The organism is Comamonas thiooxydans, assembly GCF_000964545.1.
Taxonomy (GTDB): domain Bacteria; phylum Pseudomonadota; class Gammaproteobacteria; order Burkholderiales; family Burkholderiaceae_C; genus Comamonas; species Comamonas thiooxydans.
In genome coordinates, this window is sequence record NZ_BBVD01000007.1 from 191762 (window position 1) to 207415 (window position 15654).

Here is a 15654-nt window from a genome sequence, read left to right on the forward strand (position 1 = left end):
CATGACCTGGCTGCTGCTGACTCTTCATGTATTGCTGATTGCCGGCTTCGGCCTGCGCATTCTGCTGCGCAGAGACATGCGGCCCGATGTGCGGCTGGCCTGGCTCATGGTCATCGTGCTGCTGCCCTATGTGAGCTGCCTGCTGTACTACCTGTTTGGGGAAGTGGCCCTGGGCCGCGTACCAGGCCGCAGAAGGCTCAATGTGCGCGAGTTCTGCCAGACCCGGGGCAGCGCCCTTGCGACCGCCCCCGGCCCCATGCCGCAGGCACGGCCCGCCATTCCCGATCAATGGCTGCCGGCCTTCCGCTATGCCTCGTCCATCAACGGCTTTGTACCGCTGCCCGGCCACAGGGCCGAGCTCATGCGCGATGGCGCGCATGCCCGTGCGCAGATGCTGGCCGACATGGATGCCGCGCACCACGAGATCAATGTGCTGTACTACATCTGGCTGGACGACAGCACCGGCACCGATGTGGCCTATGCCCTGATGCGTGCCGCGCAGCGCGGCGTGACCTGCCGGGCCATGGTCGACGGTCTGGGCTCGCGCGCACTGACACGCTCGCCACTGTGGCAGCAGATGCGGCAGGCCGGCGTGCACCTGGCGATTGCCCTGCCCATTAGCAATCTGCTCAAAGTCATGCTGACCAGCCGCATCGACCTGCGCAACCACCGCAAGATCACGCTCATAGACGGCAGGATCAACTATTGCGGCAGCCAGAACTGCGCCGACGAAGGCTTTCGCATCAAGGCTCGCTATGCCCCCTGGGTGGACATCATGCTGCGCCTGCAGGGTCCGGTGGTCATGCAGATGCAGCAGGCTTTTGCCAGCGACTGGGCGCAGTCCGATGCGAGCCTTGCACCACCGACAATCGAGGCCGGCGCTGCCGCTGACGACGGCTTCCATGCCGTTGCGATTGCCGAAGGGCCGACGGAAAGGGCACGTTCTACACCCCAGCTGGTTGCCAGCCTGCTGGCCTGTGCGCAGCGCGAGGTCGTGATCTCCACTCCCTACTTCGTGCCCGACAGCACGGTGCTAGATGCCTTGTGCGCCGCCGCGCTGCGCCAGGTGCAGGTCACACTGATCCTGCCCGCCCGCAATGACTCATGGATAGTCGGTGCCGTCAGCCGCAGCCATTACTGGCGGCTGCTGAGCGCCGGCGTCCACATCCACGAATTCCGCCCTGGCCTGCTGCATGCCAAGACCCTCTGCCTGGACGGATCGGTCAGCCTGATCGGCTCCACAAATCTGGATCTGCGCAGCTTTGACCTGAACTTCGAAAACAATGTATTGCTGCACGACGAAGCCATTACCGAGGCCATCCGTCAGCGCCAGCAAAGCTATCTCCGCGATTCCGATGTGGTGACGCTGGCACAGGTGCATTCGGCTCCCTGGTGGAAGCGCATCTGGGACAACCTGCTGGGCGCCCTGAGCCCGCTGCTGTAAGCACCATGCCCTGGCTTTGGGCATGCCCAAAGCCCGCGCACCACGCGCGTGCACACTGGTGACCCACTCGCACCAAGGCGGAACGCCCTTTTATTTCATACGTGAAAGTCAGGGCTGATCCTCCCCTAATTTACACAAATCTGCAGGAATACCCTCTGCTGGCACGCCTTTCGCTTGCCTACATTCTTGTATGCAAGTTGCAGACAACTTGCATACAAGATTCCACAACTTGCGAAAGACGACTATGCGCCGCTTTGTCAGATCACTGTTCGGACAGGTGGTGATCGCACTCATACTGGGTGTGCTCGCCGGACTACTGGCCCCTGAATGGGCCGTGAAACTCAAACCCCTGGGCGATGGCTTCATCAAGCTCATCAAGATGATCATCCCCATACTGGTGTTCTGCGTTGTCGTGCACGGCATTGCCGGTGCAGGCGACCTCAAGCGCGTAGGCCGCGTGGGCGTCAAGGCCCTGATCTATTTCGAGGTGCTGACCACCATCGCCCTGGGCATGGGCCTGGTGCTTGCCTTTGTCTTCGAGCCCGGCGTGGGCATGAACGTGGACACCAGCAAGCTCGACGCCTCGGCCATGGCGGCCTATGCCAGCAATGCCGACAAGCTGACCAGCGGCGGCACGGTGGACTTTCTCATGAAGCTCATTCCCACCACCGTGGTGGAAGCCTTCGCCAAGGGCGACGTGCTGCAGGTGCTGCTGTTCGCCGTGCTGTTCGGCTGCGCGCTGACCATGCTGGGAGAACGCGGCAAGCCCGTCTCCGCGCTGGTGGACGCCTTGTCCATGGCTCTGTTCAAGGTCATGGGCATCATCATCAAGCTGGCACCGCTGGGCGTGCTGGGCGCCATCGCCTTCACCGTGGGCCAGTACGGCATAGGCTCGCTCAAGCAGCTGGGCATGCTGGTGGCGCTGTTCTACGTCTCGGTGCTGATCTTCGTGTTCGTGGTGCTGGGTCTGGTGATGCGCCTGTCCGGCTTCAGCCTGATCAAGCTGCTGCGCTATCTGCGCGAGGAGCTGACCATCGTCTTCGCGACAACCTCCTCCGACAGCGTGCTGCCCCAGATCATGGCCAAGCTGCGCAATATGGGTGTGCGCGACTCCACCGTGGGCCTGGTGATTCCCACCGGCTACTCGTTCAACCTGGACGCGTTTTCCATCTACATCACACTGGCTGCTGTCTTCATCGCCCAGGCCACCAACACCCCGATCAGCATGTCCGACCTGCTGACCATTCTGGCCATCGCGCTGGTGACCTCCAAGGGCGCACACGGCGTACCGGGCTCGGCCATCGTGGTGCTGGCAGCCACCCTGCATGCCATTCCCGCCATCCCTGCGATCGGCCTGGTGCTGGTGCTGTCGGTGGACTGGTTCATGGGCATTGCACGCGCCCTGGGCAATCTGATCGGCAACTGCGTGGCCACCGTGGCGATTGCTGCCTGGGAGGGAGACATCGACCGCGAACGTGCCCATGCGGTACTTGACGGCAAGGCCGAGCCACTGACCGAAGAAGAAGACCATGCATCTGCTATCGTGCCGCCTGTCGTAGTCCCCATCCCTCACTCCAGCCACTGAACCAAGCAATGACTCCTGCCTCTCCACAGCACATCGCGGAACGCGTCGTCGAAGCCATCCTGGCCCAGAAACTGGCACCCGGGGAGCGGCTGGGAGAGCAGGAGCTTGCCAACAATTTCGACGTCAGCCGCACCGTGGTGCGCGAAGCGCTGATGCAACTGCAGGCTCGCGGCTTCGTCCAGGTCCAGGCCCGCAGGGGCTGGTACGTGGTCCAGCCCTCGGCTGCCGAGGCCATGGATGCATTCTCTGCACGGCGAATCATCGAGACCGGCATATTGCAGGAAGCCGGCAAGCCGCTGCAGCGCGTCATCACCAGACTGCGCCGCCATATCGCCCAGGAGCAGAAAGCCATCGCCGGGGCGGACAGCGCCACGCGTGCCTTCCTGCTTGCGGATTTCCATGTCTGCCTGGCCGAACAGATGGGCCACAGGCTGCTGGCCGACACGCTGCGCGATCTGACGGCACGCACCACCCTGGCTGCCACGCTCTACCAATCCACGCACAGCGCCAGCCAGTCCTGCGCCGAGCACGAACGCATCGTGGCCGCCCTGGAACGCGGCGACACCGAGGGTGCCAAGGCGCTGCTGCTGGAACATATAGGCATGGTGGAACGCTCGCTGGAAATCCGTGCGACCGAGACCGAGGAGCCCGGCGGCCGATTGCGTGCCACGCTCGCCCCCGTGCTTAAGCAACGCCTCTGAGCAACGCTCTCCAAACCAAAAAGCCAGGGTCGACCCTGGCTTTTTTCATTTGCGAAGTGCGATCTCGAAGCTGGTTCAGCCCAGATTCGGCGCCAGATAGCGGCGCAGTTCCTCGACATCCATGCCACGTCGCTGAGCCATGTCGGCGAGCTGGTCTTCGCCGATCTGGCCCACGTTGAAGTAGCTGGCCTCGGGGTTGCCGATGTAGAAGCCGCTCACGCTGGATGCCGGGTTCATGGCCAGGCTCTCGGTCAGCGTCATGCCGATCTCATCGGCCTGCAGCGCCTTGAACAGGTCGATCTTGGCCGTGTGATCGGGGCAGGCAGGGTAGCCGGGCGCGGGGCGAATGCCCTTGTAGGCTTCCTTGATGAGCTCCTCGTTGCTCAGGTTCTCGTCTTCGGCATAGCCCCACAGATCCTTGCGCACGCGCTGGTGCAGGCACTCGGCAAAGGCTTCGGCCAGGCGGTCGGCCAGGGCCTTGAACATGATGCCGCTGTAGTCGTCCAGCGCGGCTTCGAATTCCTTGTCCTTCTTCTCGGCGCCGATGCCGGCGGTCACGGCAAACAGGCCGGCATAGTCGGCAATGCCCGACTCCTTGGCGGCCACAAAATCGGCCAGGCAGCGGCTGGGGCGCATCACGGGCCGGCCATCCGGGCCGTCCACGGCCTGTTTTTCGGTCTGCTGGCGCATGCCGTACCAGGTGGTCAGCACCTGGCTGCGCGACTCGTCGGTGTAGAACACGATGTCGTCGCCCACGCGGTTGGCGGGAAACAGGCCCATCACGCCATTGGCCTGCAGCCAGCGGCCGTCAATGATCTTCTGCAGCATGAGCTTGGCATCGGCCAGCACCTTGCGCGCCTCCACGCCCACGACCTCATCGTCGAGGATGGCCGGGTAGGGACCCGCCAGATCCCAGGTCTGGAAGAACGGGCCCCAGTCGATGTACTGGGCAATTTCGGCCAGGTCGAAGTTCTTGAACACGCGGCGGCCCAGGGTGCGCGGCACCACAGGCGCATGGCCCACCACGGCGGCATTGGCTCTGGCCTGCTCCAGCGTCCACAGCGGCGTCTTCTTCTTGTTGGCATGCTGGGTGCGCACCTTGTCGTAGTCGGCGCTCAGCTCGTCCAGATAGGCCTGCTTGCCGTCGCCCAGCAGGCTCTGCGCCACGCTGACCGAGCGCGAGGCATCGGGCACATAGACCACAGGGCCGTCGTACTTGGGGGCAATCTTCACGGCCGTATGCACGCGCGAGCAGGTCGCGCCGCCGATCAGCAGCGGAATCTTCTTGATGCGGAAGTAGTCGTCCTTGTCCATCTCGCCGGCCACATACTGCATCTCTTCGAGGCTGGGAGTGATCAGTCCCGACAGGCCGATGATGTCCGCCCCCTCGGCCTTGGCACGCGCCAGGATCTCGTGGCAGGGCACCATCACGCCCATGTTGATGACTTCGAAGTTGTTGCACTGCAGGACCACGGTGACGATGTTCTTGCCGATGTCGTGCACATCGCCCTTGACGGTGGCGATGACGATCTTGCCCTTGCTGGTCACGTCCAGGCCCGCCGCTTCCTGCTGGCGCTTCTCTTCCTCGATATAGGGCACCAGGTGGGCCACGGCCTGCTTCATCACGCGCGCGGACTTTACCACCTGGGGCAGGAACATCTTGCCGGCGCCGAACAGGTCGCCGACGATATTCATGCCGTCCATGAGCGGGCCTTCGATCACGTGCAGCGGGCGACCGCCGCCCTGCACCACGATCTGCTGGTAGGCCTCTTCGGTGTCTTCGGTGATGAAGTCGGTGATGCCGTGCACCAAGGCGTGCGACAGACGCTCACCCACAGTCTTCGGTGCCTCGGGCGTGCCGCGCCACTCGAGCTTCTTGCTGTCGTCCTTGGCCGCGCCCTTGGCGCTGTCGGCGATCTCCAGCAGGCGCTCGGCCGCATCGGGGCGGCGGTTGAGCACCACATCCTCCACGCGTTCGCGCAGCTGGGGTTCCAGGTCGTCATACACACCGACCATGCCGGCATTGACGATGCCCATGTCCATGCCTGCCCCGATCGCATGATAGAGGAACACCGTATGGATGGCCTCGCGCACGGGGTCGTTGCCACGGAACGAGAACGAGACATTGGAGACGCCGCCAGAGACCTTGGCACCGGGCAGGTTCTGCTTGATCCAGCGTACGGCCTCGATGAAATCGACGCCGTAGTTGTTGTGCTCTTCGATGCCGGTGGCCACGGCAAAGATGTTGGGGTCGAAGATGATGTCCTCGGGCGGGAAGCCCACTTCGTCAACCAGAATGCGGTAGGCTCGTTCGCAGATCTCGATCTTGCGCGCAAAGGTGTCGGCCTGGCCTTTTTCGTCAAATGCCATCACCACGGCGGCAGCGCCATAGCGCTTGACCAGCTTGGCGTGCTTCTTGAACTCCTCGACGCCCTCCTTCATGGAGATCGAGTTGACGATGCCCTTGCCCTGCAGGCAGCGCAGACCGGCCTCGATCACGTCCCACTTGGAGCTGTCCACCATCACCGGCACCTTGGCGATATCGGGCTCAGAGGCAATCAGGTTCAGAAAGCGCACCATGGCGGCCTTGCTGTCCAGCATGGCCTCGTCCATGTTCACATCGATCACCTGGGCGCCGTTTTCCACCTGCTGGCGCGCCACGGCCAGAGCCTCTTCGTACTGCTCGTTGAGGATCAGGCGCGCAAAGGCCTTGGAGCCGGTGACGTTGGTGCGCTCGCCCACGTTGACGAACAGAGTCTCATCGCCGATGAAGACGGGCTCCAGGCCCGACAGGCGCATGGGAGGAATGGCAGTGGAAGGGGTAGCAGCGGACATCAGCTCACCTGTGTGAAAACCAGAAACAGAATCGAAAACAGGTGAGCGCCGTTGTGAGTGCCAGCAGATCGTCGACCGGATCTGCGACCCCGAGCCTGACGGGTCAAACATCTCTGGGATGACCGGCTGCAGCGCTCCTCGGGGTGAAGCCCGTCATTCTACGGCGAGGGCGGGCAATCGGGGCTTCAAGGCGCTTTGCCCCGCGGCTGTGCAGGATAGCTCTTTGCGAACGGCTATAGCAGATTCGACTTTCCACACCCCAAAAACAGGAGCAGGGCAAAAGGTAATTTCGCAAAACACGAATGCAACCATCTCATTTCAAGCATATTCCCGGCATGGTGCGCATCCGCAAGGAATGGCGCACATCGCTTTCCTGCTCTCAGGCAGCCCGGCACCGACGGGGCCGCCTGCCATGAGTGGACAAGCACCTACAGCCCCTATCTTTGAGTCTTTGGCACCATCGACAGCAAATGTCTGGTCCATGTGCTCAGCCGTGCACAGCCGATTGCCAGCCATGACCAGGCAGGCCATTCAGCCCTCGCATGGAACACCCAGGAGATCCTATGAACGTGACCTTCGGCGCGTACTACACCCTCATCATGGCCGTGCTTGTGCTCATGCTTGGCAAGCTCATGACAAGACATATCCGCTTTCTGCGCGACTTCAATATTCCCGAGCCTGTCTCCGGCGGCCTGGTCGTGGCGGCCATCATCTTCATGCTGCATCAGACCACGGGACTGGCGCTGAGCTTCGAGGGCAGTCTGCAGTCGGCTTTCATGCTGGTGTTCTTCTCGTCCATCGGCCTGAGTGCGAACTTCGCGAAGCTGCGTGAGGGCGGCTCTGCGCTGTTCATCTTCCTGGGCGTGATTGCCGTCTTCATCATGATGCAGAACATCGTGGGCGTAAGCCTGGCCACCGTGCTGGGACTGGACCCGTTGATCGGCCTGGTCGCAGGCTCCATCACACTGGTAGGCGGCCACGGAACGGCCGGAGCCTGGGGCTCGGTGCTGGAAAACCAATACGGTCTCACGGGAGCCACCACCCTGGGCATTGCCTGCGCCACTTTCGGCCTGGTCATCGGCGGCCTGCTGGGTGGACCGCTGGCCAAGCGGCTGATCACGCGCCATCAGCTGGCCCAGCCGCTGACCGAGTCCGAGCAACTGCGCGCCGATGCTCCCACGGTGAGCGAAGGCAGCGAGGTCGCCAACTTCGAGTCACCCAACAAGGCCCCGCGCCTGATCACGGCTGATGCTGCAGTGGAAACACTGGCCCTCTTCGCTGGCTGCCTGGCCTTTGCCGAATTCATGACCGGCCTGACCAAGGGCACGGCCATCCAGCTGCCTACTTTTGTCTGGGCGCTGGGGGGCGGTGTGGTCATCCGCAACGTGCTGGACTATATGTTCGGCTTCAAGGTGTTTGACCGCGCCATCGATGTCTTCGGCAATGCCGCGCTATCCATCTATCTGGCCATTGCCCTGCTGTCGCTCAAGCTGTGGGAGTTGACCGACCTGGCCGGCCCGTTGATGGTCATCCTGGCCGCACAAGCCATCGTCATGACGCTGTATGCGGCATTTGTGACCTTCCGCATCATGGGCAAGAACTATGACGCCGCCGTGCTGGCTGCCGGCCACTGCGGTTTCGGCATGGGCGCCACACCCACGGCCGTTGCCAATATGCAGGCCATCACCAACCAGTACGGCCCGTCGCACAAGGCCTTTCTGATCGTGCCCCTGGTCGGAGCCTTCTTCATCGACATCATCAACGCCTTTGTGCTGCAGGCCATGATCAGCATCGTTCGCTGATCGCAGCTTGCGCCCACAAAAAAGGCGTGTTCCTGTCAAACAGGAACACGCCTTTTTTCATAGCTATTCACGCTTTATGGAAAAGCGCCAGAGACATATCTGACTCAGGTCATGCAGCCACGGCCTGGGCCGAAGCCGGCAAGCCGAAGATGCGGTCAAAGGCCCAGTTGAAGGCAAAGGTGTAGACCATGAAGAACACCAGCAGACCGGCTTCCATCACTGCAGCTTCCCACAGCGAGATGCCGAACCACCAGGCCATCAGCGGGATCAGCATGGCAGCGATGCCGCCTTCGAAACCGATGGCGTGCACCACGCGGCGCATCAGGGAGCGGCCCTTGACGCTCTGGCGCGATTCCCATTTTTCGAACAGGTGGTTGAAGCTCAGATTCCAGCAGATCGCGATCACCGAGGCAGCCACGGCCATGACGCCGGAATCGCTGGCCTTCTGGCCGATGGCCATGAAGATCAGGCTGGAGACGATGATGGCAATGATTTCGTACAGACCCACATAGAGGATGCGACGTTTGGGACCTTGAAGGCCCTTGGCCTTGGCGGGGGTGGCAAAAGCGGCGGTATTTTTGAGAGAAACGGCAGAGGAAGAAGCGGATGCCATCGCTGAGGCTTGTTGAGACATGGGCTGCAGTGTATGTTCTATAAATTGAAGATAAAAGTCAGTTCCTTTCAATTTTTCTGACAGATCGACACCATGCCCTTTAGCGCCGACCAGGTTCCGCTGTTTCTTGCCGTGCTCGATGCCGGCTCTTTCTCAGCGGCTGCACGCAAGCTGGGGCGTGTGCCCTCGGCCGTCAGCATGGCCATTGCCCAGCTGGAGGCAGAGCTGGACCTGCAGCTGTTTGACCGCAGCGGACGCGAGCCCGTGCCCAGCGCCGCCGCCCGCGCGCTCGAGCCGCAGGCACGCCTGCTGGCCGAGCAGTTGCAGTTGCTGAACTGGCAGGCTCAGGCGCTGCATGCCGGGCTGGAGGAAAGGCTGACGCTGGCCATCGCCCCCGAACTGCTGGCCACGCACTGGAGCGAACCGCTGAACCGGCTGGTGCGCGAGTTTCCTGCGCTGCCCATTGAGGTGCTGGCAGCTCCCCAGGCAGATGCGCTGGAGCTTTTGCATGCGGGCCGCGCCCATCTGGCCCTGGTGTTCGAGCGGCCCGCCATTGACGGGCGCGAGGGTTTCCAGGAAATGGGCCGCGAGACGCTGGTGGCCGTGATGTCGCCGCAGTTCGAACTCTGGCAGCAGGCGCTGGCCGAGCATGAGCAGGGCCGCACCACACGGCCACAGCTCACGGTGGAGCAACTGGCTGCCACGCGTCAGGTACTGGTGGCCAGCCGCGACCCGCAGCAGACAGATCCGCGCTTTGTGTTTGCGCGACAGCTCTGGCGCACGGACAGCCACCAGGCAGCGCTTTCGCTGATAAGTGCAGGCCTGGCCTGGGGCTGGCTGCCCAAGGGCCTGGTGGAGTCGCATATCGGCAGCGGTGCGCTGATGGAAATTCCCGTGCTCAACATCAGCAACGGCACGACCTTGTTCGTGGACTGGGTCTGGTCCAAGGAGCGGGCCCAGGGTCTGGCGGCCAGGCGCTTTGTGCAACTGCTGCGCGAGCGCTGAACCGCCATGGGCTGGCCTCCAACATCTGGTCTTGAAGACAAAAAAGCTTAAGGAGCAGAATGTACAAGCGCCAGCCGCTAGTCATTCCATAGCGAATCAATTTGCACTGCACAGGAGTTTCAATACATGCCCCGTCAGCCCGCCAAAGCCGCCCCCGCTACCTCGTCTGCCGTGCAGGCCGAATCCGATCGCCAGCCAGCGCGCAAGCGCCTGCCGTTTCCGACCAGTGAATCGGTACAGGCCTCCAAGGCAGCCATGCCATCGCCCTCCCGGCCTGTGCCGCGCAAAAAGCCTGCCGCCAAAACCGTGAGCCGGACCGCTGCGCCCACGGCAAAAGCGCCCGCCGCTGCCCAGGTCTATCCTTTCGAGACCAAGGACAAGGCGCTGCGCAAGCTATGGCAGCCCTGGCAACCGGGCCAGCCACGGGACAGTCGTTCGACCACCGGACACCCTCGGCCCGCAGTGGAGTTGCAGAAGTTCGACCCGTCCGCCAAGCCCTTCTCCTCCGACAAGGGCAAGCAATATGACAAGGACAGCGTGAACCAGCTGGCCGAGGCTCTGGACGGGCTGCAGAATATTTTCTATGCCGACCGGCGTTTCAAGCTGCTGGTCATCCTGCAGGGCATGGATGCCGCAGGCAAGGACGGCACGCTGCGCGCGGTCTTCGGTCGCATGTCGCCGCTGGGCGTGCGCACCGTGGGCTGGAAGGCGCCCACCGAAACCGAGAAGGCGCATGACTACCTGTGGCGCATTCACCAGCAGTTGCCAGGTGCGGGCGAGATCGTGCTCTTCAACCGCAGCCAGTATGAGGATGTGCTGGTGCCTGTGGTCAACGGCTGGCTCACGCCCGAGCAGCAGACCCAGCGCTATGCACAGATCAACGACTTCGAGCGCATGCTCAGCGAGACCGGCACGGTGATCGTCAAGTTCATGCTGCACATCAGCAAGGACGAACAGCGCGAGCGGCTGCAGCAGCGGCTGGACGACCCCTGCAAGCACTGGAAGTTCGACGAGAACGACCTCAAGGTACGCGCCCAGTGGGACGACTATCAGCAGGCCTACGGCCAGCTGCTGGGCGCCACGCACACACCCTGGGCACCCTGGACCATCGTGCCCGCCGACTCCAAGACCCACCGCAATCTGATGGTAGCCACGGTGTTGCGCGAGGTGATGGGCAATCTGGAGCTCAAGTATCCGCCTGGGGCACCGGCGCTGGATCACATCAAGGTCCGGTGACGCACACAGCTGCCGCCGCCATCAGAGCTCGCACATCGCTCTCAAAAAAAGAGCTATTAGCGTTTGTGTTCAATGATTTTCAGATTGAAAAATATCTGAAGTCATTCATCAAAAGGCGCTAGCAGCTCCTGTTTTTGAAAACTACCGGGACAGATCAGAACTGCCAGCCCAGTGCGCCCAGGCCGTCGAACTCCATCTCGAAGCGATCGCCGGCTTGAAGCGGCATGCAGCCGCACCAGGTTCCCGTCGTCACCACGGTGCCGGCAGGCACGCTGCCGTATTCGCGCGCCACATGCTGCAGCCAGTCCACCAGCAGCCAGGCCGGATCGCCCAGGCTGTGCGTTCCGGTAAAGCGCTGTGGCGGGCCGTCATTCACGGTCACCGTGCACAGCTGCCGGGCCCAGTCGCGGCCGGCAATGACAGAAGCGCTCTGCCACTCGCCCAGTGCCAGTCCACCATGGCATTGGCCGTCGGCCAGCAAGGCCAGGGCCGGGGCCTTGAGGCCGTCGCGCCAGCGCACATCCACCCATTCCACAGCCACGCAGACGGCATCCACCAGAGCCAGCGCGCTGTCGTAATCAAGGGCTGCGGCCTGATCGACGCTCACATCCAGGCCTATGCGCAGGGCGATCTCGGCCTCGGCACAGCGCAGATTGAAGACGGTGTCGGGCGCAGGCACCGGATTCACACCCTGGCGAATGCCGTCCTCGGGCAGCGGCACATGCAGCAGCGCGGCGTTGCGGCCCGGGCCGCCGGACTTCCAGTAGCGCGGCGCGCGATCGGCGGGCCACCAGTTCCAGGTACGCGCCAGCGCGCTTTGCACGGCACGGGCATCGGCGGCATCGCGCATCAGCGCCGCCACGTCGGCGCCCTGGGCCTGAGCCGTGCCCAGTTTGCGCGACCACCACAGCGCATCGGCCGTGGCATAGCTGTCCTCGGGCAATTCGGGCCACCACGTCTTCCAGTCGGGCAGCACCTCGTCCTGCGTCTGCAGCTCGGGAGCCAGACCTATGGGCGGGGTATTGGCAAACGGTGCCGGGCCGCACCAGCCGCTTTTGCAATCATTGTTTTCAGACATGACGGCAATGATGGCAAATTTCCGGTCTCCATGTCAGCAATTCAGTGCTTGGCCCACATCCAGAGCGGCTTTCGGATGGTTATGCACAAAATGCATAGCATCTCAAACAAGAAGCCTTGGACAGGAAAATTCGGCGCGCGCACACTGTGAATCCCGGACAGCAAGGGCTTACAACGACCTTGCTCCACTCAGTCAACCAGGCCTACATCATGCAAGCCAAAGACTCTTCAGCGCTGTCCACAGCGCATGCTCTGCCCTCCTACCTCAACTCCGATCATCTCGGTCCCTGGGGCATTTATCTGCAACAGGTCGACCGTGTCACCCCCTACCTGGGCTCGCTGGCCCGCTGGGTGGAAACGCTCAAGCGCCCCAAGCGCATCCTGATCGTCGATGTCCCCATCGAGATGGACGACGGCCGTATCGCCCACTTCGAGGGCTACCGCGTGCAGCACAACCTGAGCCGCGGTCCCGGCAAGGGCGGTGTGCGCTTCCACCAGGATGTGACGCTGTCTGAAGTGATGGCACTGTCGGCCTGGATGAGCATCAAGAATGCCGCCGTGAACGTGCCCTACGGTGGCGCCAAGGGCGGCATCCGTGTCGACCCGCGCAAGCTCTCCAAGGCCGAGCTGGAGCGCCTGACACGCCGCTATACCAGCGAAATCGGTCTGCTGATCGGCCCCACCAAGGACATTCCGGCACCTGACGTGAACACCAACGGCCAGGTCATGGCCTGGATGATGGACACCTACTCCATGAACACGGGCGCCACGGCCACCGGCGTGGTCACCGGCAAGCCCGTGGATCTGGGCGGTTCGCTGGGTCGCGTCGAGGCCACGGGCCGCGGCGTGTTCACCGTGGGCGTGGAAGCAGCCAAGCTCACCGGCCTGAATGTGCAGGGCGCACGCGTGGCCGTGCAGGGCTTCGGCAATGTGGGCGGCACTGCGGGCAAGCTGTTTGCCGATGCCGGTGCCAAGGTCGTGGCCGTGCAAGACCATACAGGCACCATTCAGAACGCCAATGGTCTGGATGTGACGGCATTGCTGGAGCATGTGGGCAATACCGGCGGCGTGGGTGGCTTTGCCGGTGGCGAGGCCATGGATGCAGCCGCCTTCTGGGGCGTGGATTGCGACATCCTGATCCCGGCGGCACTGGAAGGCCAGATCACCGAGGAAAACGCCGGCCAGATCAAGGCCAAGCTCGTGATCGAAGGTGCCAACGGCCCCACCACTCCTGAGGCCGACGACATCCTCAGCGAAAAAGGCGTGCTGGTTCTGCCCGACGTGATTGCGAATGCCGGCGGCGTGACCGTGAGCTACTTCGAGTGGGTGCAGGATTTCTCCAGCTTCTTCTGGACCGAAGACGAAATCAACGCCCGTCTGGTGCGCATCATGCAGGAAGCCTTTGCCGGCGTCTGGGCCGTGGCCCAGGAGCACAAGGTGACACTGCGCACCGCCACCTTCATCGTGGCCTGCAAGCGCATTCTCCACGCCCGCGAGGCACGCGGCCTGTATCCATGATCTGCCTCTGAAGCGGCTTTGCCGCTTCCCCCTCTCTGGCACCACCGGAAGGGGGATACCGGCTTCGCCATCGGTCCGGCCCCAGCTTGCCGTCTCTTGGAGAGGGCAAGCGGCTTTGAGGCCCAAACAAAAAAAGCCTTCTGTTTCCAGAAGGCTTTTTTTGTTTGGTTGCGCGAGAAGGATTTGAACCTCCGACCTTTGGGTTATGAGCCCAACGAGCTACCAGACTGCTCCATCGCGCGGTAATTTGTTTCTCAACAGCAGTCGCTGTGTCGATAGGAGCAATTGTAGCCTAAATCGGCCTGTCATGCGGAGCAGTTATATAAACACGCGCTTTTTATGGTTACTGGCTCTGAAATTTGTCGCCCGCCCCGCATTGGGGGCAGCAATTGCCACCCGGGCCAGTCGGTATAGTTGCCGCCCATGGCCAAAGAGAAAACCACTTTCACCTGCAACGCCTGTGGCGGCACCAGCCCGCGCTGGCTGGGCAAATGCCCGGGCTGCGGCGCCTGGAACACCCTGGTCGAGACCGTGGCCGACTCCGCCTCGGGCGGCAAGAATCGCCTGAGCCAGCCCCAGGGCTATGCAGGTCTGGCCAATGCCCAGCCCGTCACTCCGCTGTCGGCCATCGAGGCCCAGGATGTGGCGCGCACCCCCAGCGGTATCGAGGAGCTGGACCGCGTGCTGGGCGGCGGCGTGGTCGAAGGCGGCGTGGTGCTGATTGGCGGAGATCCTGGAATAGGTAAGTCCACACTTCTTCTGCAGGCCATGGATGCATTGCATCGTATCGGTCTGCCCACGCTCTATGTGACGGGCGAGGAAAGCGGCGCCCAGGTGGCGCTGCGCTCGCGCCGGCTGGGGCTGGACAACAGCCAGGTCAATGTGCTGGCCGAGATCCAGCTCGAGAAAATCCTGGCCACCGTGGAGGCCACCCAGCCCGCCGTGGTGGTCATCGACTCGATCCAGACCGTGTATTCGGACCAGCTTTCCTCGGCACCGGGATCCGTGGCCCAGGTGCGCGAGTGCGCGGCCCATCTGACGCGCGCGGCCAAGACCACGGGCATCACCATCATTTTGGTGGGCCATGTGACCAAGGACGGCGCGCTGGCCGGCCCGCGCGTGCTCGAGCACATGGTAGACACGGTGCTCTATTTCGAAGGCGACACGCACAGCAACTTCCGTCTGGTGCGCGCCATCAAGAACCGCTTTGGCGCCGTCAACGAGATCGGCGTCTTCGCGATGACAGAAAAAGGCCTCAAGGGCGTGACCAACCCCAGCGCCATCTTTCTGAGCCAACACAGCGAGCCCGTGCCCGGCAGCTGCGTGCTGGTGACACTGGAGGGCACGCGCCCCATGCTGGTGGAAATCCAGGCCCTGGTGGACCAGGGCGGCCCGGCCGCGCGCCGCCTCTCCGTCGGCCTGGACCGCGACCGGCTGGCCATGCTGCTGGCCGTGCTCAACCGCCATGCGGGCGTGGCCTGCGCCGACCAGGATGTCTTCGTCAATGCAGTGGGCGGCGTGCGCATCAATGAGCCTGCAGCCGACCTGGCGGTGATGTTAGCAATCACTTCCAGCCTGCGTGGCAAGTCACTGCCCAAGGGCTTTATCGCGTTTGGCGAGGTCGGTCTGGCCGGCGAGGTGCGCCCCGCCCCTCGGGGTCAGGAGCGACTCAAGGAGGCGGCAAAGTTGGGATTCACTATCGCCGTAGTTCCCAAGGCCAATGCCCCCAAGAAGCCCATCGCCGGCCTGACCATCCATGCCGTGGAGCGCGTTGATGAAGCCATCAACATCGTGCGCGGCATTGACTGATGTATTTTGATAGCTGCTTGCGCTTATGA

Annotated in this window: 11 protein-coding genes, 1 tRNA gene and 1 riboswitch; of the genes, 8 read left to right on the forward strand and 4 right to left on the reverse strand. The window is 62.9% G+C overall.

Annotation, left to right across the window (positions count from 1 at the left end):
• The first annotated feature begins 1 nt into the window (after position 1).
• From cls to Cth01_RS11600, 3 genes are all read left to right on the forward strand, one after another.
• Entirely contained in the window at positions 2 to 1444 is a 1443-nt protein-coding gene (gene cls / locus Cth01_RS11590) for a cardiolipin synthase (protein WP_045839278.1), read from the forward strand.
• A 244-nt stretch (positions 1445 to 1688) separates the two neighbouring features.
• Complete coding sequence (locus Cth01_RS11595) at positions 1689 to 3029, forward strand: C4-dicarboxylate transporter DctA (protein WP_003069580.1); 1341 nt, start codon at positions 1689 to 1691, stop codon at positions 3027 to 3029.
• An 8-nt stretch (positions 3030 to 3037) separates the two neighbouring features.
• Positions 3038 to 3730, forward strand: a complete 693-nt coding sequence (locus tag Cth01_RS11600; RefSeq protein WP_034351319.1) for a GntR family transcriptional regulator — start codon at positions 3038 to 3040, stop codon at positions 3728 to 3730.
• Between the two features lie 75 nt (positions 3731 to 3805).
• Here the strand turns inward: Cth01_RS11600 and metH are convergent, their stop codons facing one another.
• Positions 3806 to 6565: a methionine synthase gene (metH, locus tag Cth01_RS11605; RefSeq protein ID WP_072248246.1), complete on the reverse strand. Its 2760-nt coding sequence runs from the start codon at positions 6563 to 6565 to the stop codon at positions 3806 to 3808.
• A 36-nt stretch (positions 6566 to 6601) separates the two neighbouring features.
• A riboswitch (S-adenosyl-L-homocysteine riboswitch) is annotated at positions 6602 to 6711 on the reverse strand.
• A gap of 417 nt (positions 6712 to 7128) precedes the next feature.
• Between metH and gltS the strand changes: the two genes are divergently transcribed.
• Positions 7129 to 8367, forward strand: a complete 1239-nt coding sequence (gene gltS / locus Cth01_RS11610; protein WP_034351315.1) for a sodium/glutamate symporter — start codon at positions 7129 to 7131, stop codon at positions 8365 to 8367.
• Between the two features lie 109 nt (positions 8368 to 8476).
• Here gltS and Cth01_RS11615 read toward each other — a convergent pair whose 3' ends face one another.
• The gene (locus tag Cth01_RS11615; protein WP_003069587.1) at positions 8477 to 8980 is read right to left on the reverse strand and encodes a PACE efflux transporter; all 504 of its coding nucleotides are present in this window, start codon (positions 8978 to 8980) and stop codon (positions 8477 to 8479) included.
• A 93-nt stretch (positions 8981 to 9073) separates the two neighbouring features.
• Between Cth01_RS11615 and Cth01_RS11620 the strand changes: the two genes are divergently transcribed.
• A complete protein-coding gene (locus Cth01_RS11620) occupies positions 9074 to 9985 on the forward strand; it encodes a LysR family transcriptional regulator (RefSeq protein ID WP_034351314.1) in 912 nt (303 codons plus the stop codon).
• A 126-nt stretch (positions 9986 to 10111) separates the two neighbouring features.
• Entirely contained in the window at positions 10112 to 11221 is a 1110-nt protein-coding gene (locus Cth01_RS11625) for a PPK2 family polyphosphate kinase (RefSeq protein ID WP_174447065.1), read from the forward strand.
• A gap of 154 nt (positions 11222 to 11375) precedes the next feature.
• On the opposite strand, the gene Cth01_RS11630 is transcribed toward Cth01_RS11625, so the two are convergent.
• Positions 11376 to 12299: a fumarylacetoacetate hydrolase family protein gene (locus Cth01_RS11630; RefSeq protein ID WP_052703308.1), complete on the reverse strand. Its 924-nt coding sequence runs from the start codon at positions 12297 to 12299 to the stop codon at positions 11376 to 11378.
• A gap of 209 nt (positions 12300 to 12508) precedes the next feature.
• Here Cth01_RS11630 and Cth01_RS11635 point away from each other — a divergent pair, with 209 nt between their 5' ends.
• Entirely contained in the window at positions 12509 to 13816 is a 1308-nt protein-coding gene (locus Cth01_RS11635; protein WP_034351570.1) for a Glu/Leu/Phe/Val family dehydrogenase, read from the forward strand.
• Between the two features lie 165 nt (positions 13817 to 13981).
• Here Cth01_RS11635 and Cth01_RS11640 read toward each other — a convergent pair.
• A tRNA-Met gene (locus Cth01_RS11640) sits at positions 13982 to 14058 on the reverse strand.
• 181 nt (positions 14059 to 14239) lie between these two features.
• Between Cth01_RS11640 and radA the strand changes: the two genes are divergently transcribed.
• On the forward strand, positions 14240 to 15625 hold the full coding sequence (radA, locus tag Cth01_RS11645) for a DNA repair protein RadA (RefSeq protein ID WP_045839279.1): 1386 nt from the start codon (positions 14240 to 14242) through the stop codon (positions 15623 to 15625).
• Positions 15626 to 15654: the final 29 nt, after the last annotated feature.

Excerpts from the sequence above, each read along its gene's own strand:
- cls (WP_045839278.1), top strand. The coding sequence starts at position 2 with ATGACCTGGCTGCTGCTGACTCTTCATGTATTGCTGATTGCCGGCTTC.
- Cth01_RS11595 (WP_003069580.1), top strand. The coding sequence starts at position 1,689 with ATGCGCCGCTTTGTCAGATCACTGTTCGGACAGGTGGTGATCGCACTC.
- Cth01_RS11600 (WP_034351319.1), top strand. The coding sequence starts at position 3,038 with ATGACTCCTGCCTCTCCACAGCACATCGCGGAACGCGTCGTCGAAGCC.
- metH (WP_072248246.1), bottom strand. The coding sequence starts at position 6,565 with ATGTCCGCTGCTACCCCTTCCACTGCCATTCCTCCCATGCGCCTGTCG.
- gltS (WP_034351315.1), top strand. The coding sequence starts at position 7,129 with ATGAACGTGACCTTCGGCGCGTACTACACCCTCATCATGGCCGTGCTT.
- Cth01_RS11615 (WP_003069587.1), bottom strand. The coding sequence starts at position 8,980 with ATGGCATCCGCTTCTTCCTCTGCCGTTTCTCTCAAAAATACCGCCGCT.
- Cth01_RS11620 (WP_034351314.1), top strand. The coding sequence starts at position 9,074 with ATGCCCTTTAGCGCCGACCAGGTTCCGCTGTTTCTTGCCGTGCTCGAT.
- Cth01_RS11625 (WP_174447065.1), top strand. The coding sequence starts at position 10,112 with ATGCCCCGTCAGCCCGCCAAAGCCGCCCCCGCTACCTCGTCTGCCGTG.
- Cth01_RS11630 (WP_052703308.1), bottom strand. The coding sequence starts at position 12,299 with ATGTCTGAAAACAATGATTGCAAAAGCGGCTGGTGCGGCCCGGCACCG.
- Cth01_RS11635 (WP_034351570.1), top strand. The coding sequence starts at position 12,509 with ATGCAAGCCAAAGACTCTTCAGCGCTGTCCACAGCGCATGCTCTGCCC.
- radA (WP_045839279.1), top strand. The coding sequence starts at position 14,240 with ATGGCCAAAGAGAAAACCACTTTCACCTGCAACGCCTGTGGCGGCACC.